24 protein-coding genes are annotated in these 21,892 nt (G+C 72.6%); 13 read left to right on the forward strand and 11 right to left on the reverse strand.

The features are described from left to right. Positions 1 to 51 precede the first annotated feature (51 nt). Positions 52 to 1,623 carry a sodium:solute symporter family protein gene (locus tag ACIP5W_RS22775; RefSeq protein WP_401476419.1) on the forward strand — a complete coding sequence of 524 codons (1,572 nt, stop codon included), beginning with the start codon at positions 52 to 54 and terminating at the stop codon, positions 1,621 to 1,623. Positions 1,624 to 1,630: 7 nt separating this feature from the next. On the opposite strand, the gene ACIP5W_RS22780 is transcribed toward ACIP5W_RS22775, so the two are convergent. Further along, positions 1,631 to 2,749, reverse strand: coding sequence for an ADP-ribosylglycohydrolase family protein (locus tag ACIP5W_RS22780; RefSeq protein WP_401476422.1), 1,119 nt, complete (start codon positions 2,747 to 2,749; stop codon positions 1,631 to 1,633). Positions 2,750 to 2,872: 123 nt separating this feature from the next. Here ACIP5W_RS22780 and ACIP5W_RS22785 point away from each other — a divergent pair, with 123 nt between their 5' ends. Further along, positions 2,873 to 3,379: a DUF2165 domain-containing protein gene (locus ACIP5W_RS22785; protein WP_401476542.1), complete on the forward strand. Its 507-nt coding sequence runs from the start codon at positions 2,873 to 2,875 to the stop codon at positions 3,377 to 3,379. 88 nt (positions 3,380 to 3,467) lie between these two features. Here ACIP5W_RS22785 and ACIP5W_RS22790 read toward each other — a convergent pair whose 3' ends face one another. The 3 genes from ACIP5W_RS22790 to ACIP5W_RS22800 all read right to left on the reverse strand — a co-directional run bounded on the left by ACIP5W_RS22790 (position 3,468) and on the right by ACIP5W_RS22800 (position 7,720). Next, positions 3,468 to 4,043 (reverse strand): hypothetical protein, encoded by a 576-nt coding sequence (locus tag ACIP5W_RS22790; RefSeq protein WP_401476425.1) that lies wholly within the window; start codon positions 4,041 to 4,043, stop codon positions 3,468 to 3,470. Positions 4,044 to 4,158: 115 nt separating this feature from the next. Then, positions 4,159 to 6,744, reverse strand: a complete 2,586-nt coding sequence (locus tag ACIP5W_RS22795) for a bifunctional FO biosynthesis protein CofGH (protein ID WP_401476428.1) — start codon at positions 6,742 to 6,744, stop codon at positions 4,159 to 4,161. Positions 6,745 to 6,853: 109 nt separating this feature from the next. Then, positions 6,854 to 7,720, reverse strand: a complete 867-nt coding sequence (locus ACIP5W_RS22800; RefSeq protein ID WP_401476431.1) for an LLM class F420-dependent oxidoreductase — start codon at positions 7,718 to 7,720, stop codon at positions 6,854 to 6,856. A gap of 208 nt (positions 7,721 to 7,928) precedes the next feature. Between ACIP5W_RS22800 and ACIP5W_RS22805 the strand changes: the two genes are divergently transcribed. The 6 genes from ACIP5W_RS22805 (at position 7,929) to ACIP5W_RS22830 (ending at position 12,623) form a co-directional block, all read left to right on the forward strand. Continuing rightward, positions 7,929 to 8,114, forward strand: a complete 186-nt coding sequence (locus tag ACIP5W_RS22805) for a hypothetical protein (protein ID WP_401476433.1) — start codon at positions 7,929 to 7,931, stop codon at positions 8,112 to 8,114. Positions 8,115 to 8,188: 74 nt separating this feature from the next. After that, complete coding sequence (locus tag ACIP5W_RS22810; RefSeq protein ID WP_401476436.1) at positions 8,189 to 8,419, forward strand: hypothetical protein; 231 nt, start codon at positions 8,189 to 8,191, stop codon at positions 8,417 to 8,419. Then, positions 8,416 to 8,715 carry a type II toxin-antitoxin system PemK/MazF family toxin gene (locus ACIP5W_RS22815; protein WP_401476439.1) on the forward strand — a complete coding sequence of 100 codons (300 nt, stop codon included), beginning with the start codon at positions 8,416 to 8,418 and terminating at the stop codon, positions 8,713 to 8,715. The genes ACIP5W_RS22810 and ACIP5W_RS22815 overlap by 4 nt, the downstream gene beginning before the upstream one ends. 111 nt (positions 8,716 to 8,826) lie before the next feature. Then, a complete protein-coding gene (locus ACIP5W_RS22820) occupies positions 8,827 to 9,015 on the forward strand; it encodes a DUF397 domain-containing protein (protein WP_401476442.1) in 189 nt (62 codons plus the stop codon). Between the two features lie 234 nt (positions 9,016 to 9,249). Further along, on the forward strand, positions 9,250 to 12,219 hold the full coding sequence (locus ACIP5W_RS22825; RefSeq protein ID WP_401476445.1) for an AfsR/SARP family transcriptional regulator: 2,970 nt from the start codon (positions 9,250 to 9,252) through the stop codon (positions 12,217 to 12,219). A 215-nt stretch (positions 12,220 to 12,434) separates the two neighbouring features. Then, entirely contained in the window at positions 12,435 to 12,623 is a 189-nt protein-coding gene (locus tag ACIP5W_RS22830) for a hypothetical protein (protein WP_401476448.1), read from the forward strand. A 257-nt stretch (positions 12,624 to 12,880) separates the two neighbouring features. On the opposite strand, the gene ACIP5W_RS22835 is transcribed toward ACIP5W_RS22830, so the two are convergent. Both ACIP5W_RS22835 and ACIP5W_RS22840 read right to left on the reverse strand, forming a co-directional pair. Then, positions 12,881 to 15,241, reverse strand: coding sequence for a PQQ-binding-like beta-propeller repeat protein (locus ACIP5W_RS22835; protein ID WP_401476450.1), 2,361 nt, complete (start codon positions 15,239 to 15,241; stop codon positions 12,881 to 12,883). A gap of 246 nt (positions 15,242 to 15,487) precedes the next feature. Then, the gene (locus ACIP5W_RS22840; RefSeq protein ID WP_401476453.1) at positions 15,488 to 16,210 is read right to left on the reverse strand and encodes a VOC family protein; all 723 of its coding nucleotides are present in this window, start codon (positions 16,208 to 16,210) and stop codon (positions 15,488 to 15,490) included. Between the two features lie 134 nt (positions 16,211 to 16,344). On the opposite strand from ACIP5W_RS22840, the gene ACIP5W_RS22845 reads away from it, so the two are divergent. Further along, a complete protein-coding gene (locus tag ACIP5W_RS22845) occupies positions 16,345 to 16,980 on the forward strand; it encodes a TetR family transcriptional regulator (protein ID WP_401476545.1) in 636 nt (211 codons plus the stop codon). 139 nt (positions 16,981 to 17,119) lie between these two features. On the opposite strand, the gene ACIP5W_RS22850 is transcribed toward ACIP5W_RS22845, so the two are convergent. Continuing rightward, the gene (locus ACIP5W_RS22850) at positions 17,120 to 17,824 is read right to left on the reverse strand and encodes a S1 family peptidase (protein WP_401476456.1); all 705 of its coding nucleotides are present in this window, start codon (positions 17,822 to 17,824) and stop codon (positions 17,120 to 17,122) included. A gap of 199 nt (positions 17,825 to 18,023) precedes the next feature. Between ACIP5W_RS22850 and ACIP5W_RS22855 the strand changes: the two genes are divergently transcribed. Continuing rightward, a complete protein-coding gene (locus ACIP5W_RS22855) occupies positions 18,024 to 18,689 on the forward strand; it encodes a pyridoxal 5'-phosphate synthase (RefSeq protein ID WP_401476458.1) in 666 nt (221 codons plus the stop codon). 19 nt (positions 18,690 to 18,708) lie between these two features. Here ACIP5W_RS22855 and ACIP5W_RS22860 read toward each other — a convergent pair whose 3' ends face one another. Continuing rightward, positions 18,709 to 19,035: a GYD domain-containing protein gene (locus ACIP5W_RS22860; protein WP_401476548.1), complete on the reverse strand. Its 327-nt coding sequence runs from the start codon at positions 19,033 to 19,035 to the stop codon at positions 18,709 to 18,711. Positions 19,036 to 19,166: 131 nt separating this feature from the next. Here ACIP5W_RS22860 and ACIP5W_RS22865 point away from each other — a divergent pair, with 131 nt between their 5' ends. From ACIP5W_RS22865 to ACIP5W_RS22875, 3 genes are all read left to right on the forward strand, one after another. Continuing rightward, a complete protein-coding gene (locus ACIP5W_RS22865) occupies positions 19,167 to 19,382 on the forward strand; it encodes a hypothetical protein (protein WP_401476461.1) in 216 nt (71 codons plus the stop codon). Positions 19,383 to 19,537: 155 nt separating this feature from the next. Beyond that, positions 19,538 to 19,969, forward strand: coding sequence for an Asp23/Gls24 family envelope stress response protein (locus ACIP5W_RS22870; RefSeq protein ID WP_401476464.1), 432 nt, complete (start codon positions 19,538 to 19,540; stop codon positions 19,967 to 19,969). A gap of 63 nt (positions 19,970 to 20,032) precedes the next feature. Further along, positions 20,033 to 20,260, forward strand: a complete 228-nt coding sequence (locus ACIP5W_RS22875; protein WP_401476467.1) for a hypothetical protein — start codon at positions 20,033 to 20,035, stop codon at positions 20,258 to 20,260. Positions 20,261 to 20,527: 267 nt separating this feature from the next. Here the strand turns inward: ACIP5W_RS22875 and ACIP5W_RS22880 are convergent, their stop codons facing one another. The 3 genes from ACIP5W_RS22880 to ACIP5W_RS22890 all read right to left on the reverse strand — a co-directional run bounded on the left by ACIP5W_RS22880 (position 20,528) and on the right by ACIP5W_RS22890 (position 21,802). Further along, positions 20,528 to 20,866 (reverse strand): helix-turn-helix domain-containing protein, encoded by a 339-nt coding sequence (locus tag ACIP5W_RS22880; protein ID WP_401476470.1) that lies wholly within the window; start codon positions 20,864 to 20,866, stop codon positions 20,528 to 20,530. Continuing rightward, a complete protein-coding gene (locus tag ACIP5W_RS22885) occupies positions 20,863 to 21,222 on the reverse strand; it encodes a type II toxin-antitoxin system RelE/ParE family toxin (protein WP_401476473.1) in 360 nt (119 codons plus the stop codon). The genes ACIP5W_RS22880 and ACIP5W_RS22885 overlap by 4 nt, the downstream gene beginning before the upstream one ends. A gap of 67 nt (positions 21,223 to 21,289) precedes the next feature. Next, positions 21,290 to 21,802: an ATP-binding protein gene (locus ACIP5W_RS22890; RefSeq protein WP_401476475.1), complete on the reverse strand. Its 513-nt coding sequence runs from the start codon at positions 21,800 to 21,802 to the stop codon at positions 21,290 to 21,292. Positions 21,803 to 21,892 lie beyond the last annotated feature (90 nt).

The following is a 21,892-nucleotide window of genomic DNA, read 5'->3' on the forward strand; positions in this document are numbered from 1 at the left end:
CACGCACCAACGCCCACGATGAGCGCCGGGCTGAACCCTGGGAGGACGCACATGAACGGTCTCGACTGGGCCGTGCTCATCGGCTACTTCGGCGTGATGGTCGCCATCGGTGTCTGGTCCCACAAACGGGTCGACAACGTCAGCGACTTCTTCACCGCCGGCGGCAAGATGCCGTGGTGGCTGTCGGGCATCTCGCACCACATGTCGGGCTACAGCGCGGTCATGTTCACCGGTTACGCCGGCATCGCCTACACCTACGGCGTCACCTCGTTCGTCACCTGGTCCTTCCCGATCGCCCTGGGCATCGCGATCGGTTCCAGGCTGTTCGCACCCCGCATCAACCGGCTGCGTTCACGGCTGCACGTGGCCTCCCCGCTGGAGTACCTGAAGAACCGGTACGACCTCAAGACGCAGCAGGCGCTGGCCTGGTCCGGGATGCTGCTGAAGATCGTGGACGTGGGTGCCAAGTGGGCCGCGATCGCCACCCTGTTGTCCGTGTTCACCGGGATCTCGCTGAACCAGGGCATCCTCATCACCGGCGCCATCACGGCCGTCTACTGCACGATCGGCGGTCTGTGGGCCGACGCCCTCACCGAGTTGGGGCAGTTCATCATCCAACTCCTCGCGGGTGTGGCCATGTTCATCGCCGTGGTGATGGAACTGTCCGACCTCGGCATCGGTTTCCTCGGCGCGTGGGACGAGCCGGAGCTCCAGGGCCACGGGAAGCCGCTGGTGGGGCCGTACGGCACGGTGTTCCTGCTCGCGTTCCTCTTCATCAAGCTGTTCGAGTACAACGGCGGCATGCTCAACCAGGCCCAGCGCTACATGGCCACCGCCACCCCGAAGGAGGCCGAGCGGTCGGCGCGGCTGTCGGCGGTGCTGTGGCTGGTGTGGCCGCTGGTGCTGTTCTACCCGATGTGGATGTCACCGCTGCTGGTCGAGTCGCAGAAGCCGGACGGCTCCGACTCCTACGGCCTGATGACCGAACAGCTCCTGCCGCACGGGCTGCTGGGCCTGGTCATCGTCGGCTTCTTCTCCCACACGATGGCGATGTGCTCCTCCGACGCCAACGCCATCGCCGCCGTCTTCACCCGTGACTGCGCGCCGGTGATCTCGGCACGGGCGCGGGCCTGGAACCAGCGGTCGGGGCTGATCGCGGCCCGCGTCGCGACGGTCGTCTTCCTCGCCCTGTCCATGGCGGCGGCCACCCAGGTCAACTCCCCCACGTTCAAGGACATCATCACCGTCGTCATCAAGTGGGTGGCCGGCCTGATGGGCCCGATGGCGATCCCGATGATGCTCGGTCTGCTGCGGCCGTTCCGCCGCTCCGGCCCGACGGCGGCGCTGGTGAGCTGGTCCATGGGCCTGCTGGCCTTCTGGCTGGTCAACTACCCGATCAACTGGAACGTCGACGGCGGCGTCCCGCTCCAGTACCAGGTCTCCGTGCCGCTCGCGGTCTCCCTCGTCCTCTACGTCCTCATCGGCTTCCTGAAGCCGGAGGACACCCCGGAACGGCTCGCGATCATCGACCGGATCAACACGGACGGGGGCGGCGGGGCGGCCGCGGCGGCGACCGGGGTACCCGCACCGCGGGACTCGACGCCGGCACCCGTGAAGGACTAGGGCGGGGCTAGCCGCCCCGCGGGTACCGGGCGAGCCAGCCCGGGGAGGCGCTCGCCGGGGTGTGCAGGGCCGGGCCCTGGGTCATCTCCATCGCGAAGTCGTCCGCCAGTTCCAGGATCGTGGGACGGCCCTCCAGTTCGGCCAGCCAGGCCGGCGGGAGGGCCGTCTCGCCGTGCAGGGCCCCGAGCAGGCCGCCGGCCAGAGCGCCGGTCGCGGCCGACGGGGCGCCGTGGTTGACGGCGAGCCGCAGCCCGTGCCGTACGTCCTCGGCGACCAGGGCGCAGTAGACGGCCGCCGCGAGCACGGCCTGCGCCGTCCCCGGCCCGGCCAGCGCCGCCACCCGCGCCGGGCCCGGCGCCCCCTGCCGTACGGCGTCCAGCGCCTGCCGCAACGCCTCCGACACCGGCTCGTGCCCCGGCCGGGCGGACAGCAGGGCGAGCGCCCGCCGCACCGCGCCGTCGAGGCTGTCGCCGCGGGCCAGCGCATGCACGGTGACCGCGTACGCGCCCGCCGCGAGGTGTCCGCACGGGTGACCGTGGGTCTGCGCCGCGCACTCCACGGCCAGTTGCGCCACCAGTTGCGGCTCCCAGCCGACGAGCAGCCCGAAGGGCGCCGAACGGGCGGTGGCCTCGGGTCCGTCCTCGCCGGGGCCCTTGGGTGCGTCGAGGGTGCCCATGGTGTCGTCGCCGAAGCCGATCAGCAGGGACCGGGCGGGGTCGCGGCGGACGTACAGCCACTCCTCGTGGGCCAGCCAGCCGTCGTCCTTGCGGCGCAGGTCGGGCCCCCAGTCGCGCTGGGTGGCGGCCCATCTCCGGTACGCCCGGTGCAGATCGGTCGGCGGATGCCAGGCCCCGGTGTCGCGGCGGACCTGGGCCCGGATCAGCCCGTCCACGGTGAACAGGGTCAGCTGGGTGAGATGGGTGACGGCGCCGCGCCGCCCGTGGGCGGGCGCCAGGTCGACGAGCCCCTCGGGCCCGTGCGCCCGCCGTATCTCCTCCAGCCCGAGCCGGTCGACGGCCGCCCCGAGGGCGTCCCCCACGGCGGCGCCGAGCAGGGTGCCGCGCACCCGGCTGCGGAAGTCCTGCTGCTCGGTACGTCCCCAGACGGCACCGCCTGTCGCACCCACCTAGACCTCCCGGGCACCGTCCGTACGTACGACGTTCGTCACTGTAATCGAAGGGGGCCGGGGGATTGGGGGGTTGGGAGGGGCGTGAACATGTCAGCCACCGTTTCCGGGCAGACCTCCCCCATGACAGCCACGGCCTCCACCTCCACGTCACGCGCCCTTCGCCTCGCCGTCACCCTGCTCACCGCCTCGGTCGCGCTCTGGACCGCGCTGGTGGCCTTCGGGAACATCACCGACTTCGGGACCAACCAGCAGTTCGTGCGGCACGTGCTGGCGATGGACACGACGTTCGGGGACGACGACCTGATGTGGCGGGCGATCACCACGGAGGGGTTGCAGGACACCGCCTACGTGCTGATCATCGCCTGGGAGACCGTCGCCGCGCTGGTGCTGACCGCCGGGGCGTGGTTGTGGGCGCGGCGCGACGTCGGCAGGGCCCGGCAGGTGTCGACGTACGGGCTGCTGATGGTGCTGCTGCTGTTCGGGGGCGGGTTCATCGCGATCGGCGGGGAGTGGTTCGCGATGTGGCAGTCCGAGGACTGGAACGGGCTGGACGCCGCGACGCGGGTGTTCGTGTTCGGCGGGGTCGTGCTGCTGGCGCAGTACCTGCCGGTCGACGCCGAGGCCTGAGCCCGCGGTCGCCCGGCGACCCGGACGTCCGCTCCCGCCCGGCTGCCCGACGCCGGCCACTCGACGACCCGGCCGCTCGAGGACCCGGCTACTCGACGACCCGGACGTTCGTCCCCGTCGCGCCGAACGCCCACAGGGCCGCGCCGTCCGCCTTCGGCATGCGGATGCCACCGGTCTGCGTCCCCGAGGCGGGGGGCGGGGAGGAGCCGTCGACCGCGTTGGAGAAGGCGATGTTGACGCCCGACTTCGCGGAGAAGTAGATGATGTGCTCGATCTGCACGCCGTCGGAGCCGGTGGTGGCGTCCTTGCGGAGGGACACCGTGTAGCTGCCGGACGCCGGGTCCACGGTGCCCGGCCAGACCGTGAAGGTGCGGCGGGCCGCGTCGTCGGCGTCGACCAGCCAGACCCGGTCCCGGCCGAGGGAGTAGACGATACGGCGGCCCGTGCCCGAGCCGTCGGGGACGGGCTCGGCCGTCGGGGTCGGGGAGGGCGAGGCCGAGGGCTTGGCGTCCGCGGAGGCGGGGGCGGAGGGCTTCGCCGCCGTCGCCGTCGGGTGCGGGCCCTTGTCGGCCTGCACCGTCAGGGCGCCGACCACGACGATCGCGCCGGCCGTCAGACCGGTGACCCAGGCCCACGAAGGAAGCCGTCGGGCAGGCACGGGCACGCATCTCCTCAGTCTCGGGCCCCCGACACCGGGAGCCCGATCATCGTACTGCGAGGCCCCCGCTCCCTCGGCCCTCAGCCCGGCGCATGCCCCGGTCTCCCGCTCCCCCGGGCTCTCAGTCCAGCACCGGCAGCAGCTCCGGCAGGTGGCCGTCGGACGCCGCGGCGGCCCGCTGCCGCTCCTCGGGGACCTCGCCGTACAGGGTCGTGCGGGGCCTCGCCGGCCGGCCGGCCGCCTCGGCGACCGCGATCAGGTCCCGGACCGACTTGTAGGAGCCGTAGGAGGAGCCCGCCATGCGGGAGATGGTCTCCTCCATCAGGGTGCCGCCGAGGTCGTTCGCCCCGGAGCGGAGCATCTCCGCCGCACCCTCGGCGCCCAGTTTCACCCAGCTGGTCTGGATGTGGGGGATGTGCGGGTGGAGCAGCAGGCGGGCCATCGCCGTGACCGCGCGGTTGTCCCGCATCGTCGGGCCGGGCCGCGCGATGCCCGCCAGGTACACCGGCGCGTTGGTGTGGATGAAGGGGAGCGTCACGAACTCCGTGAAGCCGCCGGTGCGTTGCTGGATCCCGGCCAGGGTGCGCAGGTGGCCGAGCCAGTGCCGGGGCTGGTCGACATGGCCGTACATCATCGTCGACGAGGAGCGGATGCCCAGTTCGTGGGCCGTCGTGACGACCTCGATCCAGGTCGCCGTCGGCAGTTTGCCCTTGGTGAGCACCCAGCGGACCTCGTCGTCGAGGATCTCCGCCGCCGTGCCGGGGATCGAGCCGAGGCCGGCCTCCTTCGCGGCGGTGAGCCACTCGCGGATCGACAGGCCGGTGCGGGTGGCGCCGTTGACGACCTCCATCGGCGAGAAGGCGTGCACGTGCATCCCCGGCACCTGCTCCTTCACCGCCTTCGCGATGTCGAAGTACGCCGTGCCGGGCAGGTCCGGGTGGATGCCGCCCTGCATGCAGACCTCCACCGCGCCGACGTCCCAGGCCTGTTGGGCCCGGTCGGCCACCTGGTCCAGGGAGAGCGTGTAGGCGTCGGCGTCGGTGCGGCGCTGTGCGAAGGCGCAGAAACGGCAGCCGGTGTAGCAGACGTTGGTGAAGTTGATGTTCCGCGTGACGATGTAGGTGACGTCGTCGCCGACCGCCGCCCGCCGGACGTCGTCGGCGACGCGGCACAGGGCGTCGAGCGCGGGCCCGTCGGCGTGCAGCAGGGCCAGCGCCTCGTCGTCCGTCAGCTTCGTCGGGTCGTCGGCAGCCGTCGCCAGCGCCTGCCGCACGTCGGTGTCGATGCGCTCCGGTGCCATGCCGGGCGCGGCGGCCTCCCGCAGGGCACCCCAGTCGCCGTACACCTCGTCGAAGTCGTCGCGGCGGTCAAAGGTGCGGCCGTCGGTGTCGATGGTGCGGTGCAGGTCGGTGCGGCCGGTGGCCTCGAAGGTGTCCTCCGGTTCCTGCCACGGCCGGCCCTCGACGACGGCGTCCGGCACGGCCAGGCCCGTCTCCGGGTCGGCGAGCGCGCGCACGTGCGGCAGCAGGCGCGGGTCCAGCCACGGCTCGCCGCGCCGGACGAACTCCGGGTACACGCACAGCCGTTCGCGCATCTCGAAACCGGCCGCCGCCGACCGTGCCGCGAGTTCGTCGATCTGCGGCCAGGGGCGTTCGGGGTTGACGTGGTCGATGGTGAGCGGGGACACCCCGCCCCAGTCGTCGATGCCCGCGCCGATCAGCCGCTCGTACTCGCTGTCCACCAGGTTGGGCGGGGCCTGGAGGCAGGCGCTCGGGCCCATGAGGTGGCGGGCGACGGCCACCGTCGCCACCAGTTCGTCGAGTTCGGCGTCGGGCATGCCGCGCATCGCCGTGTCCGGCTTGGCGCGGAAGTTCTGGATGATCAGTTCCTGGATGCCGTGGTAGGCGCGGGAGACCTTGCGGAGCGCGAACAGCGACTGTGCGCGCTCCTCGTACGTCTCCCCGATGCCGATCAGGATCCCCGAGGTGAAGGGGACCGAGGAGCGGCCCGCATCCTCCAACACCCGCAGCCGTACCGCGGGTTCCTTGTCGGGGGAGCCGAAGTGCGGGCCGCCGGGCTCGGACCACAGCCGGGTCGCGGTCGTCTCCAGCATCATGCCCATCGACGGGGCGACCGGCTTGAGCCGCTGGAAGTCCGTCCAGGTCATGACGCCCGGGTTGAGGTGCGGCAGCAGGCCGGTCTCCTCCAGGATGCGGATGGAGACGGCGCGGACGTAGGCGATGGTGTCGTCGTAGCCGTGCGCGTCGAGCCACTCGCGCGCCTCGGGCCAGCGGTCCTCGGGCTTGTCGCCGAGGGTGATCAGCGCTTCCTTGCAGCCGAGGGCCGCGCCCTTGCGGGCGATGTCGAGCACCTCGTCGGGGGACAGGAACATCCCGTGCCCGGCGCGCCGCAGCCTGCCGGGAACGGTGACGAACGTGCAGTAGTGGCACTTGTCCCGGCACAGCCGGGTCAGCGGGACGAAGACGCTCTTCGAGTACGTGATGACGCCGGGCCGCCCGGCCGCCTCCAGGCCCGCGTCCCGCACCCGGGCGGCGGACGCGGCCAGGTCGACGAGGTGCTCGCCCCGGGCCTGGAGCAGGACCGCCGCCTCGGCGACGTCGAGGGCGACGCCGTCCCGGGCACGTTTGAGGGCGCGACGCAGCGAGTTCTCGGTGGGGCCGGTTCCGGAGGTCGCGGAAGTCGTCATCCCTTGAGCATACGTTCGGGCTGATCAGGACCGGCGGGGCGGCGGGAACGCCCCGCGGTGGCATGCGTTACGCGGTGCCACTGGCGCCCGGCGCCCGTGGCGGTCGGCTTCACGCGGGGCCGGCCGCTGCGGGCAGGTAGGGGGCGCACGCGTCGAGGGCCTCGAGGACGTCCGCCTCCCCGGCCGGCGGGAGCTGCACCACGACCTCCTCGATGCCCAGCCCGGCGTAGTGCGCGAGCTTGCCGGGCGACGGGTGGACGGCGTACGGCACGACCTGGAGGCCGGCGGGGTCCCGGCCCGCGTCCGCCCAGGCCGCGCGCAGCACGGGCAGCGACTCGGACAGGCCGCGCCCGCCGATCGGCAGCCAGCCGTCGGCGTACTCGCAGATGTGCGCGAACAGCTTCGGCCCGGCGGCGCCGCCGACGAGGGTGCGGGGTCCGGTGACCGGGCCGCGCGGCTTCTGCACGGGCTTGGGGTACGCGTGGCTGGCCCGCACGCCACCGAACTCGCCCTCGTACGCGGTGGGTTCCTCGCTCCACAGCGCCCGCATCAACGCCATCCGGTCGCGGACCAGCTCACGGCGGGTACGCCACTCGACACCGTGGTCGGCGGCCTCCTCCACGTTCCAGCCGAAGCCGAGCCCGAGGGTGAGGCGGCCGCCGGAGAGGTGGTCCACGGTCGCGATCTGCTTGGCGAGGTCGATCGGGTCGTGCTGGGCGACGAGGGTGATCCCGGTGCCGAGCCCCAGGCGCTCCGTCACGGCCGCCGCCTGGCCGAGGGCGACGAAGGGGTCGAGCGTACGGCCGTACTCGGGAGGCAGGTCGCCGCCCGCGGGGTACGGGGTGGTGCGCTCGACGGGGATGTGCGTGTGCTCGGGAAGGTACAGCCCGGCGAAGCCCCGCTGCTCCAGCTCACGGGCGAGGCGGGTGGGGGTGATCGTCCCGTCGGTGAGGAAGATGGTCACGGCGATGCGCATGAGTGGCCTTTCGGGGCGGGCGGCTCCCCGGCGCGGGTGCCGTCGCCGTCATCTGTACCGGGAGACCGGCCCGCTGTCCATACCGACCGGTCGGGATATTCGAGTGACGCCGTGCGGACGTCGTGGACCGTGCACCTGGCGCCGGGCATTGCCGGATTCCCCGGACGGTCACCGCAACCGACCGGCCCCTGCCGCCGTCATGACGTTCATGGCACAGGGTGGAAGCACGATGGGCGAGGAACCGGGGCTGCCGGAGCTCCTGCTGACCTTCGCCCTCGCGGCGGCCGTCCCCGTCGTCGTCGGGGGGACGCTGGTCGTCTCCCTCGTGGGGCTGACGGTGTGGGCGACGGCACCGCTGCGACGACGCCGACGCGCACGCTCCACCGACGGTTAGGACCCCGCCTCTTCCGCGCCGCTCGCCCTTCCCGTCCCGGCGTTTCTCGCCACGAAGGACAGTATGATGACGGCATGACGATCAACATGACGATGAGTCTTCCCGACGAGGTGGCGGCCTTCGTGAAGGCCAAGGGCAACGCCTCCGCCTATACGGCTCGCATACTGCGCCGGGAGATGCTCGCCGAGGAGATGGCGAAGTCCGCGCGGGTGCGCGCCGAGGCCGGCATCACGACGACGGTCGCGGAGCCCTCCGAGAGCGAAGAGGCCACGCTGGAGCGCTGGGGACGGGTGGCCGGCCGGTGAAACGAGGGCACGTCTACGAACTGCGCTTCGCCGGGGGCCCCGCGCACGTTCTGGTGATCTCGTCCGACGCCCTCAACGACCAGCACAAGTCGGCCACCTGCGTGCTGATCTATCCGCAGCGGGTCCGCGAGGCCACGCTCGTGGACATCCCCGTGGGTTCGCCTTCGGCGGGCACCATCGTGCTCGGTGAATTCCGGACCCTGTCCGCCACCCGCTTCACCGAAGATCTGGGGCCGGTGGACGAGCGGGTCATGGAGGCCGTCGAGATCGGGCTTCGAGCCGTACTCGACCTGTAGACGACCGTGATCGCCTCGGCCGAGTCGCGGGCGAGGGGTGTCGTGTACGTGTACTCGACGGACGGTGGCCGCCATCCGGGGATCTCCCGGCCCACCGCCGGGTCCCGGCCGATGGCCACGAGCGCTTCCCGGACCACCTCCCGCTCCCCCTCCGTCAGGTCACCGAACGCCTTCCTCGCCGGCTCGGCCTCCTCCCCCGCCACCATCCGCCTCACCGAATCCGCCGACCCCGCCCGAGCCGTCCTCACCGCCACCCCCGCCGCCTTCGCCGCCCTTCTGGCCACCGTCAAGGACGGCTGAGGTCCACCACCACCGCCGCGTGGTCCACGGGCCACCCGCCGTTGGCCTGATGGCACGTCAACATCCCTGCCGAGGAACTTCGGTGGGCGCCGACGGGCGAAAGTGTGCGCAGATCGTGTGGCGACCGTGTGGACTCCCGTGCGCCGCCCTGTGATCGGCGTCTCCCACGGCTGACGGTCCGGGCACGCACAGGGCAAACTGACATGGTTGGTCATCATGCCTAGGGGGAGCCCGATGGACGACCGTGTACCGCGCGTGCCGGAGCAGAAGCGTCACGACTCCCACCGGGAGCCGGCGACGTTGCGCTTCGACGTGCTCGGCCCGGTGCGCGCCCGGCGCGGCGAGGAGCCGCTGGCCACCGGCTCACCCCAGCAACGCGCCCTGCTCGCCGCCCTCCTGCTGCGCGAGGGCCGTACGGCCACCGCCGCCGAGCTGATCGACGCGCTGTGGGGCGAGGAGCCGCCGTCGCAGGCGCTGGCGGCGGTGCGGACGTACGCCTCCCGGCTGCGGAAGGTCCTCGACCCGGGCGTCCTGGTCAGCGAGTCGGGCGGGTACGCGGTGCGCGGGCTCGGCGAGGGCGCCCTGGACCTGGCGGTGGCTCAGGAGTGGGCCGTCGAGGCGGAGAAGGCGCGGGCGGCCGGCGCCCTCGGCCGGGCGCGGGACCTGCTGAACCGCGCGCTCGGCCTGTGGGACGGGGAGACGCTGGCCGGCGTGCCCGGCCCGTACGCCGAGGCGCAGCGCGTCCGGCTGGAGGAGTGGCGGCTCGGCCTCCTCGAATCCCGCCTCGACCTGGACCTGGAGCAGGGCTGCCACGCGGAGGCCGTCTCCGAACTGACCGCGCTGACCGCGGCGTACCCGCTGCGCGAGCGGCTGCGGGAGCTGCTGATGCTGGCGCTGTACCGCGGCGGCCGGCAGGCGGAGGCCCTCGCCGTGTACGCCGACACCCGGCGCCTGCTGGCCGAGGAACTCGGCGTCGACCCGAGACCGGGCCTGCGCGAGCTCCAGCGCCGCATCCTGCAGGCCGACCCGGACCTGGCGGAACCCTCGGCGCCGCAGGCCGAGCCGTCCGCCGCACCGGTGCGTCCCGCGCAACTCCCGGCCACGGTGCCCGACTTCACGGGCCGATCCGCCTTCGTGACCGAGCTGAGCGAGGTGCTCGCCGGGGCGTCCGGCGAGGGCGGCGGCGGTGGCCGGGTGATGGCCGTGTCGGCGCTGGCGGGCATCGGCGGCGTCGGCAAGACGACCCTCGCCGTGCACGTGGCCCACGGGGCCCGCCCCGCCTTCCCCGACGGGCAGCTCTACGTCGACCTCCAGGGCGCCGGCGCGCGGGCCGCCGAACCCGTCACCGTCCTGGGCGCCTTCCTCCGCGCCCTCGGCACCCCCGACTCGGCGATCCCGGACTCCCTGGAGGAGCGGGCGGCGCTGTACCGCTCGGTGCTGGACGGCCGGCGCGTGCTGGTCCTGCTGGACAACGCCAGGGACGCGGCCCAGGTCCGTCCGCTGCTGCCGGGCACGGAGGGCTGCGCGGCCCTCGTCACCTCACGGGTGCGGATGGTGGACCTGGCCGGGGCGCACCTGGTCGACCTGGACGTGATGTCGCCCGAGGAGGCGCTCGCGCTCTTCACGAAGATCGTCGGCGAGGAGCGGGTCGCGTCGGAGCGCAAGGCCGCGCTGGACGTGGTCGCCGCCTGCGGCTTCCTGCCCCTCGCGATCCGTATCGCCGCGTCCCGGCTGGCCGCGCGGCGCACCTGGACGGTGTCCGTCCTCGCCGCCAAGCTCGCCGACGAACGCCGCCGGCTCGACGAACTCCAGGCCGGCGACCTCGCCGTCAAGGCCACCTTCGAACTCGGCTACGGCCAGCTGGAGCCGGCCCAGGCCCGCGCGTTCCGCCTGCTCGGCCTGGCCGACGGCCCCGACCTGTCCCTCGCGGCGGCGGCGGCCGTGCTCGACCTGCCGCCGGAGGAGACCGAGGACCTGCTGGAGTCGCTGGTCGACACCTCCCTCCTGGAGTCGGCCGCGCCGGGCCGCTACCGCTTCCACGACCTGGTCCGCCTCTACGCGCGTGCCTGCGCGGAGCGGGACGAGTGGCCGCCGAGCGAGCGGGGGGAGGCACTGTCGCGGTTGCTGGACTTCTACCTGGCCACGGCGGCGGAGGTGTACGCGATCGAGCGGCCGGGAGACCGGCTGGTGGACGACCTGGAGCCGACGGAGTACACGGGGCTGACCTTCACCGAGGGATCGGCGGCCCTCGACTGGCTCTACTCCGAGGCGGCTCCCTTGCTGGCCTGCGTACGGCAGGCGGCGGGGACGGCACGACTGCGGCGGGCGGTGGATCTGCTCTGGGCGGCCCGGGACCTGGTCGAATCGGGCGCCAACTCCCGGCAGTACGAGACGACGGCCGTGGCCATGTGCGAAGCGGCGCAGGCAGCCGGGGACGTCCGGACGGAAGGCAGGGCACGCAATACCCTCACCAGCGTGCGGCTGGTCTCCGGCCGTATCCAGCAGGCCGCGGAAGAGGCGCGACTGGCCATGGAGAGCGCGACTGCCGCCGGGGACTCCACCGCCGCGAGCTGGGCCGCCCAGGACCGGGGGCTCATCGCCCTGCACCAACGCCGGTACGAGGACGGCAAGGTCTTCTTCGACCAGGCCATCGCGGGTTTCCGGGCAGCCGGCAACGGGCTGTGCGAAGCGACCGCCCTGTGCAACCTCTCGCGGGCGTACATGGGGATGGGCGACATCACGAGAGCCGTGGAGTTCGCTCAGCGCGGCCTCGCCGTCCACATCGAGGTCGGCAGCACGATGCGGCTGGCCAACGGGTACTACGCACTGGGTGTGGCGCTGACCAAGGCCGACCGGCACGCCGAGGCCCTCAGCCAGTTCTCGGAGGCCCTGACCATCTTCGTGGACCACCGGCAGCGGCTCTGGGAAGGCACCACCCACTTCAGGATCGCCGAGGCGCACATCGCCGCGCGCCGTCCCGCCCAGGCGGCGCAGCACGCCGAACAGGCTCTCGCCATCGGGTGCATCGGCGGAGACCGGACACGAGGTGGTGTCCTGACGCTCCTCGGGCACACGCTCTGCGCGCTGGGCCAGGCGGACCGGTCGAAGGCCTGTTGGCGCGAGGCGCTCCAGCTCTACGAGCAGAACGGCGCGGACGAGGCCGAAGACGTACGCGCCCTGCTCTCACCCGCCACCGCGGCGTAGAGGGCGGCACCGGACCACCTGCTCCGGGTGCGTTCAGCGTTCGTTTATCACCGTCCGCCACTCTCTTACGTGTCACACCGTCGCGTCGGGGGGCAGGCGGTCTGACCAGAAGCCGAGCGGTTACTGTGCGGCTTCGAGCGCCCGTCCGGCGGCCCTCGGGGGAGCTTCTGGACGGGCGTTCCTCATTCGTCATCCGCAGCAGAGGAATCAGGACCATGAGCGACAAGAAGAACGCGGACGTCACCGCCCTGGACAACAACATGCCCAGCCCGCCGAAGACGGACGAGACCATCACCACGATGGACAACAACATGCCGGCTCCGCCGAAGACGGACGAGACCATCACCACGATGGACAACAACATGCCGGCTCCGCCCGCCCTGGACCTGGGCGGCGGCAAGTAGGGCTTCATCCCGACGGGAACCGATCGGCCGCGGCGGCGCGGAGGGGGGCCGCCGCGGCCGTGGTGTGTCCGGGGGTCGCCGACGGTGCGGAGCGGTGCGGAGCGGTGCGGAGCGGTGCGTCATGTTCCGCTCGCCTGCCGCATCCCGGAGTTCACGGAGCCGTCGGCCTGACGGGGTGTGAGCCCACCCCGCCGAAGGCAACTATTTTGACATGCACCTGTTGCCCGAGGGGCGGGCGCACCGCCCCGCCCGGGGCGTCACGCCGTCCGCGCCGTGCCCGTGCCCTTCTCCGCGTCCAGGGCGTAGACGCAGCGGTCCTTGCTGCACGCGTAGACGACGCCGTCGCGGACCACCGGGGAGCCGGTGATCTCGCCGCCGGTCGCCAGCTTCCAGCGCAGGCGGCCGTCGTCGGCCTTGAGGGTGTAGAGGAGGTGGTCGGTGGAGCCGAAGTGGATGCGGCCCTCGGCCACCACGGGGGCGCCGACGATGTCGCCGCCCGCCTGGAAGCGCCACTTGGGCGTGCCGGTGACGGCGTCGAGGGTGTAGAGGCCCTTGCCGCTGCCCACGTGGACGTGGCCCGCGGCGACCAGCACCGGGTCGACCGAGGAGCGGGACTCGGTGGCGATGCGCCAGCGGTCGCGGCCGTCGGTGGCGTCGAGGGCGTAGACCGTGCCCAGGTAGTCGGCGAGGTAGACGCCGCCGCCCGTGACCGCCGGGCCGGGGACGAAGGCGGGCGGGGAGAGGAAGACCGCGGGGGCCTCGAAGTGCCAGCGGACCATGCCGCTCGCCACGTCGACGGCGAGGACGCGGGTGCCGGCCGAGACGTAGACGTAGCCGTCGGGGGCCGCGGTCACCCGGACCGGGACGCCGCCGCAGGAGGCGGAGTCGCCGATGGGGTACGACCAGCGTTCGTCGCCGGTGCGGGCGTCGAGGGCGCGCAGGCGGGCGTCCTGCCAGAGGTAGACCGTGCCGTCGTGGAGGGCGGGGCCCGCCTCGGGGGACTCGAAGTCGGTCTGGCAGCCGGTGACCTCCCACAGCTTCTGCCCGGTGGAGGCCTCCCAGGCCTGGACGCCACCGCCGCGGGTGCCGGTGACGACGGTGCCCCGGTCGGCCCGGAGGCAGTACACCCAGGAGTCGGTGGGCAGCCGCCACAGGTCGGTGCCCTCGCGGGCGTCCAGCGCGAACAGGGTGGGGCCGTCGGAGGCGACGACACGGCCGTCCGCCACCGCCATCGACCAGGCCACGTCACGCGTCTTGAAGCGGCGCCGGCCGGTGGCCACGTCCAGGGCGTGCACCTCGAAGGAGGTGACGTAGACGAGGTCGCCCGCGACGGCCGGGGTGCCCCACACGTCGTTGGACATGCGGAACCGCCAGGGGCGCCAGCCCGCCGGGGTCGCGGCGGCGGCCGGGGGCGCGGCCGTGGGCGCCGGTTCGGCGCCGTTGACGCCGGGGCGGGGCCGGGACCAGGAGGCGACCAGGCCGGGATCGGGCACGGGCGCCTTGACGGCGGCGGTGGCGCGCACGTCGGCGACCCGCGGGCCGGGTCCGATCGGCACGGCCGCTCCGGCGAGCCGGACGGGCCCCGCGTCGGGGGCGCCGGCCCCGACGGGCGCGGGCGCAGTACGGGCGGGCACCACGGGGTCGTGCGCGGGCGGCGGCGGCACGGCGGGACGGGCCATGCCGACACCGCCGCGGGAGCTCGCCGCCGCCTTGACGGGTGGCCGGCCGCCGCGGCGCGTCTCGATGAGGGTGACCGCCTTCTCGGGCAGCCAGGCCGACGCCGTACCGCTGTCGTCGGAGCCGGAGCCGAAGAGGTGCGGGGCCAGCTGGGCCTGGAGGTCGGCGGGGCTGGGCCGGCCGGTGGCCTCCATCTGCATGCAGGAGTCGATGAGCGGGCGCAGCTCGTCCGGGAGGCCCGCCAGGTCGGGGCCCTCGCGCAGCAGCATGAAGACCGTCTCGACCGGGTTGGCGCCGTGGAACGGGGGGTGTCCGGTGGCCGCGAAGACGAGGGTGGAGCCGAGGGAGAAGACGTCGCTGGCGCCGGTGACGCTGCGCGAGTCCTTGGCCTGCTCCGGGGACATGTAGGCGGGGGTGCCGACGGCGACGTTCGTCATCGTCAGACGGGTGTTCGAGACGCCGGAGGCGATGCCGAAGTCGATCACCCGGGGGCCGTCCTCGACGACGAGGACGTTGGAGGGCTTCAGGTCGCGGTGGACGAGCCCGGCGCCGTGGATGGACTGGAGGGCCTCCGCGATGCCCGCCGCCAGCCAGCGCACCGCCTGGGCCGGGAGCGGCCCGCAGTCGTTCACTATTTCCTCGAGGGAGGGCGCGGGCACGTAGGCGGTGGCCAGCCACGGCACGGCGGCCCGCGGATCGGCGTCCACGACCGCGGCCGTGTAGAAGCCGGAGACCGCCCGCGCCGCCTCCACCTCGCGGGTGAAGCGCACCCGGAACAGCTGGTCCTCGGCCAGTTCCGTGCGGACCGTCTTGATCGCCACCCGCCGGCCCGAGGCCGAACGCGCGAGATAGACCAGCCCCATGCCGCCGGCCCCCAGCCGTCCCAGCACCTCGAACGGCCCGATCCGCCGCGGATCGTGCTGCGTCAGCTGATCCACCACTTGCCTGCCACCTCCCCGTACGGGCCACGTCACCCACATGTGTACGCGACCCCGTGCAGCGTCTCACCACCGCACCGCCATGGCGGCACGCACCCCGATTCTTCCTGGCCGGGCCACCGGTTGCGAACCCCGCGACAATCGGGGTGTCTCATTTCATATACGCGCAAGTAGGCACATGCACGGGTGCCCGGCCCGCACGCACGCCCCCGCACCCGCTCCCGCCCCGGGCCGCCCGCCGGGGGCGGCTCAGCGCTGGAGCAGCGCGAACGACGCCCCTTGATTGTCGGTGACGACGGCCACCGTTCCGTACGAGGCGGTGAACGGCCCCGCCTGCACCCGCCCCCCGAGCCGGCTCACCGCGCCGAGCACCGCCGCGCAGTCGTCGACGCCGAAATGGACGAGGAAGTGCGGCGGCATGACGTCGGGGAAGACGTCCGAGACCGGCGCCCGCCCGAAGTCGGGCTCGGCACCCGGACCGAACAGGGCCTCGTGGAAGAGGTGGCCGTAGAAGGTGTTGGCGGCCCCGGTGTCACGGGCGTACAGCTGCGCCCAGGCGAACGCGCCGGGTCTGTGCCGCACCCCGAAACCCGGGTGGCTGCCCGCCTGCCACAGGCCGAAGACCGCGCCCTCGGGGTCGGCGGCCAGGGCCGCGACACCCGCCCCGTCGACCGGCGCCGGCGCGGTCACCACCTGCCCGCCGGCCGTGCGGATGCGGCGCACGGTCGCCTCCGCGTCCGGGGTGGCGAAGGACACCGTCCACACGGTGGGCATCCGGCCGTCCGTCTTGCGGCCGAGCGCGGCGACCGGCTCACCGTCCAGCCGGGCCCACACGGAGGAGCCGTACGCCTCCTCGAAATCCCACCCGAACAGCTCCCCGTAGAACCGCTTGCCCGCGTCCACGTCGGGGAGCTGCGCGTCCACCCAGCAGGGGACGCCCTCCGCGTACACCGGTGCCCTGTTTTCGGCCATGCAGCCAACGTAACGGCGCTTCACGCAAGCCGCAGACCAGGCACACCCGCCTCCGGACCCCCGCGCACCCCATTTGCAGTCGGCCGAATCGCGCTCCGATCACCCGTCGGTAAGCTGACGGCATGACAGGACAAGTGCGTACCGTCGACGGCCGCGTGGCCGGTCGGCGCGGGCAGGCGACGCGGCAGAAATTGCTCGACTGTCTCAGCGACATGCTCAGCTCCTCTCCCTACCGGGACGTCAAGGTCATCGATGTCGCCCGGAAGGCGGGCACTTCGCCCGCGACCTTCTACCAGTACTTCCCGGACGTCGAGGGCGCCGTCCTGGAGATCGCGGAGCAAATGGCCGCCGAGAGCGCCGGGTTGACCGAGGTGCTGGAGGGGCGGTCCTGGGTCGGCAAGGCCGGCTGGCAGACCGCGCAGGAACTCGTCGACGAGTTCCTGGAGTTCTGGAAGCGCAACGACGCGATCCTGCGCGTCGTCGACCTCGGCGCGGCCGAGGGCGACAAGCGCTTCTACAAGCTCCGCATGAAGATCCTCAACTCGGTGAACAGCTCCCTCGCGGACGCCGTCGCCGAGTTGCAGTCCAAGGGCAAGGTCGACAAGGACGTGAACCCGGGCGCGATCGCCGGTTCGCTGGTCGCGATGCTCGCGGCGGTCGCCTCGCACCAGAAGGGCTTCACCGCGTGGGGCGTCAAGCAGACTGAACTCAAGCCGAACGTCGCGCTGTTGGTGCACCTGGGCATCACGGGCAAGAAGCCGACGAAGTAGCCCGCGGCAGCCGCGATCCTTCTTCTCCCCACGTCCCCCGTCCTGTCTGGCAGGCGGCGGTTCGTCCGGTGATCCGGACGGGCCGCCGCCTGTTGCGCTGTGCGGGTGTTCCACTCCGCGGCGCCGGCGCCGTCGGGGGTCAGGTCTTCGACACGAGCCAGTCCTGCAGATTCTTGTCCGCCAGCGAGACGGCCACCGCCGTGGCCACTTCGTCGCCCGTGATCGTCATCGCGTGGAGGATGCCGTGGGCGTCCATGACCGGTCCCCCCGAATCCCCGTGGGCCTGGATTCCGTCGCCCCTGCCGAGATTGAGGTGGATGATGTGGTTCTCGTTGATCCGGTACTCGTCGACCCGGACCGTGGCCACGTTCAGTCGCGTGGGCCACTGGCCGCCCGCGACCCGGCCCCAGCCCGAAGCGGCCAGGTTGGTGCCGACGGCGGGGTACACACCCGCCTGCGGGGCGATGGGCGTGGCCAGGGGTACGGGCTGGTCGAGCTCCAGCAGCGCGACGTCGGCCTGGCTCCACCCGGTGAATCCCTTGAGCCCCCGCTTGTAACCACTGTTGAGATGCAGGGATCCCGCGTAGACGGTCATGCTCGAGGGACTGGGTCCCAGGCAGTGCTTCGCGGTGAGCACCCAGGTGTCGTCGATGAGGACGCCGCTGCACCGCGCGAGCGAACCGTCGGCCTTGATGGTGTCGACCTGCACCGTGTCCCGGGTCTTCCCGGCGGTGGCGCCGCCGATGATGGCCCCCGCGGGGGTCGGCGCGAACACGCCTGACCCGAGGACGATCGAGGCGACCGCGATCCCGGCCCACGCCGGTTTCGTCTTTCCCGTTCCCATGTGCGTTCCCCTCCGGCCGGCGAGGTCCGCCGGCACGACCAGTGCCTTCGCTGTCTCCCGGGATCCTGACGGCCCGCTCCGCTCGGCCACCAGGCCGGACGACTGCTCAGCACTGACCACCACTGATCACTTCGGGGGGGGCCGTGTACGAGGCCCCGCGGCGGGCGATAGAGGCCCCGCGGCGGGCGATACTCGGACCATGGGAACGGATCTTCACGAGCTGCTGAGGTCGCTGCGGGTGTGGGACCCGGAGGTGACCGAACTGCCGCCCTTCGACCCGTCGGCGGCCCCCGCCGAGCCGCTGGCGCTGTTCGCCGGCTGGTTCGCCGAGGCGGTCGCGGCGGGCGAGCGGGAGCCGCACACCATGACCCTGTCGACCGCGGACGGGGACGGCCTGCCGGACGCGCGGATCGTGATCCTGCACGGCGCGGACGAGGACGGCTGGTCCTTCGGCACGCACGTGACCAGCCGCAAGGGCGGCCACCTCACGGCCCGCCCGTTCGCGGCCCTCACCTTCTACTGGCCCGTACTGGGCCGCGAGGTGCGCGTGCGCGGCCCGGTGACGTCCGCCTCCTCGGCGGAGGCCCGGGCGGACCTGCACGCCCGGTCGACGGGGGCGCTCGCGGCGGCCCTCACCGGCCGCCAGAGCGAGACCCTGACGTCCCTGGAGGAGCTGGCGAACGCGTCGTCCGCCGCCTGGGACCGGGCCCGCGCGGACCCGGCCGCCGAGTCCCCCACCTGGACCCTGTACCGACTGCGCCCGGACGAGGTGGAGTTCTTCCAGGGCGAAGCGCGGCGCCGGCACGTCCGGCTGGCCTACCGGCGGACCGCGGACGGCTGGTCCCGGGGACTGCTGTGGCCGTGAGGGTCAGGCGGTCCGGCCGCTACGCGCCAGGGGCCCGGTACTGGACGAGCTGGGCTGCGCGCAGGGCCTTCAGCGTTTCGTCGACGGTCAGCAGAACGGTCGTCTCGAACGAGCTGAGCGCACCTCCCCCGCTGATCGCCAGCGCGACCGCGGCCATGGACACGTTGTCCGGGGCCTCCCAGAGGTTGTAACCGTCGCGCGTGCCGAAGGCGTACCAGAAACCGTGGAGCGTCCCGCCGACGGACTCGATGTAGGACCGAGCGGCCCGTGCCCGGTCCTCGGGGTGGTCGATCAGCCGTGCCCAGGTCTGCGGCGTGTAGCTGAACCTCGACAGGTAGAGCGGCATCATGTCTCCCTTTCGTCCCGTCAAGGGATGCCCCGGGGGGCGGGGAGCGCGCCGACGGCGGGCGCCGCATCCCCCGAACGGCCGGGAAAACCGCTGAGCGCCCGAGGCGGTGCTTCCGCCACCCTGGGGCGATGAGTCGCTGGAAGCTCTACGACCACTGGTACGCCGATCTTCCCGGCCTGTCCGTCGGGCAGTTGCGGGAACGCCGGGCCTTCGCCGCTCGGCGGGCCGGGCGGGCCGCGGCACGCGGCACGGGCCGCAGTCCCAAGGCCGCTCGGGAGTGGCGCGAGAAGCTTCGCGCCGTCGAGGACGAACTCCTCCGGCGGGGCGTCGACCAGGCCGGTTGAGCCGCGGTGACCGTGACGAGAACAGCAGTCAGGGGTGCTCCGGCCGCTCGTCCGGGCACATCATCCCCCACTGCGCAATTCCGGCGAAACCCACCAAAAAGACTATTATTTCTCTTGTGAGTGCCGTGCGGGCCTCACAAGGGAGGAATGTCCCGATGACTGAGAACACCGGCGTACGACACGGTGGAGCGCCCGGCTCTCGCGGCCGGACGTCCATCGCCGACGTGGTGGTGGAGAAGATCGCCGGAATGGCGGCACGCGACGTGCTCGGCGTCCACGCCCTCGGCAGCGGATTCGCGCGCTCGATGGGATCCATGCGCGAACGGATGCCCGGCGCCGGTAGCGGCAAGTCCGTCACGCGCGGGGTCAGCGTCGAGGTCGGAGAGCTTCAGGCGGCCATCGATCTGGAGATCGTCGTCGACTACGGCGTCTCGATCACGGACGTGGCCGGTGCGGTGCGGGAGAACGTGATCTCCGCGGTGGAGCGGATGGCGGGCCGGGAGGTCGTGGAGGTCAACATCATGGTCAGCGACGTGAAGCTGCCCGACGAGGAGGACGAGAGCGAGGAACGGCAACGGATCCAGTAGCCGGGCGGAGCGGCACGCTCGATCGGAGGAGCGCGTGATGAGCCTCGAGCCAAGGAGCGCGTGATGAGCAAGGCCGTGGTGGGCTTGATGGCCGGAATGACGCTCGGTTTCGCCGCGTATTTCGGCAACTTCTGGACTTTCCTGCTCGTGCTGGGGCTGGGAGTCGTCGGTCTCCTGGTCGGGCGGCTCATGGAAGGTGATCTCGGACCGAGCGACTTCGTCCGCCACCGGGACCGGCAGGAGCGCATCCGCGACGACCGGCGACGGGCTCGGGGGGACTGGCGTCGGTGAGCCGGTGAGGCCGACCGGCGCCCTGTCGGCCGAACGGCCCGGCCATGGGTGGCCCACGTTCCGCCGGGCGTGAGGCCGTTCGGGGGCGCCCCGGTGCCGGACCGACCATCCGTCCGTACGGCCGAGCCGGTGCGGTTCTTCCGGGGCGACGCGGGACGGCGACGCGTCCGGCCGACCGCGGTGGAGCGGTTCGGGCGGGTGACCGGTCGTCGCACGGGGGATCGGCCGTGGGAACTGCGTGGCCGTAAGCGACTGACTGCTCTGCGGTTACGCGGCGCGCTCCTCGAATACCAGTGTGTTGCGCCCGTCGGAGACGACATGCAGGTCCACCGTGACATCCAGCGCTCCCGACAGCCGGACCAGCAGATCGGCGGTGAGGGGCAGCAGGCCGCCGAGTTCCACGGCCTCCACCTCGTCCTCGGACATCCCGATCCGCAGCCCCAGCGCGGACTGGGTCAGCCCGAGGGCGACACGACGGCCGTGAACCAGTTGCCCCAACGCATGGGCCAGCCGGATCTGTTCCCGCTCCGCAACCACCTCCGGCGGCTCGGCACCCCCCTCAGCAGTTCTCCGCTCCCGCGACAGCTTCCAGCGGGTGTGGCTCACAGGTCCTCCCGGAACTCACGAGTGAACTCGTCATGCGCGGGGCCATGCTCAGCCTCGCACCGTTCTTTGGCCAGTCTGGCGCGCTTGACCTCTGCGTCCTTCCGCATCCTGGTCTTCCGGAAAACGGTGAGCAGCACGATCCGTCGACGAGGCGCCAGCCAGTACGTGACTCGCGTGGCACACCCGCTCAGAACGAATCGCAGTTCACGCACTCCCTCTCCCAGGTTACGAGAGTGCGGCTCCCCGAGCGTCGTCGGCTTCTCGACGAGAAGGTCGACTTTCTCCTCGACCTGGCGACAGTGCTGCGCGGACAGGTGCTCGAGCCGGAACCGCACTTCCGGCTCCAACTCGATCACACAGGGTTCGGTCACTGCGCAAACGTAGGAACTCCCGTGAGGCACGGCACCCCGTTCACCGTTGTCGTCACTCGTACGTGCGGTCGCCCGGGAGATACCCGCTCGCCCCCGCGTACGGCAGCACCGCCCACATGCGGGTGCCCGTGCTCGACTCGCGGTCGCCGCCGATACCCCACTCGCCGCGGCAGGCCCGCACCACCCGGTCCAGCACACGGAGGGAGACCCGGCGGCGCAGGTCGCAGGCCGCACCCAGGCGGGCGTTGGCGTGGCGGCCGTGGCCGTCGTAGACCGTGACGCGCAGGCCGCCGTCCCGGTGGCGCAGCGACACGTACACGTCCGTGGCGGAGAAACGGCAGGCACAGGCGGTCAGTTCACCCACCACCTGCACGACCGCGTCGGTCGCCTCGGCAAGGCCGTGCGCGGGGAGCACCATACGCGTGACGGCCCGCGCGACACCGGGACTTCGCGGCGCGGCGGGCAGTGTGAGGCTGTACGCGAGTTCCTCCGGGAACGCCTGGCGGAACGGGCCGTCGGCGGGTGCGGCGGTCGGCGACTGGCAGGACGCGGTGTCGAGATGCATGACAACTCCCTTGCGTGAGGGCGAGGTGGAGAACCCGGTGGCCTGTCTCCCTGACACGGGCCCGCCCCTCCCGGGGAGGAGAGCGCGGGC

This window comes from Streptomyces sp. NPDC088766 (genome assembly GCF_044750845.1).
Taxonomy (GTDB): domain Bacteria; phylum Actinomycetota; class Actinomycetes; order Streptomycetales; family Streptomycetaceae; genus Streptomyces.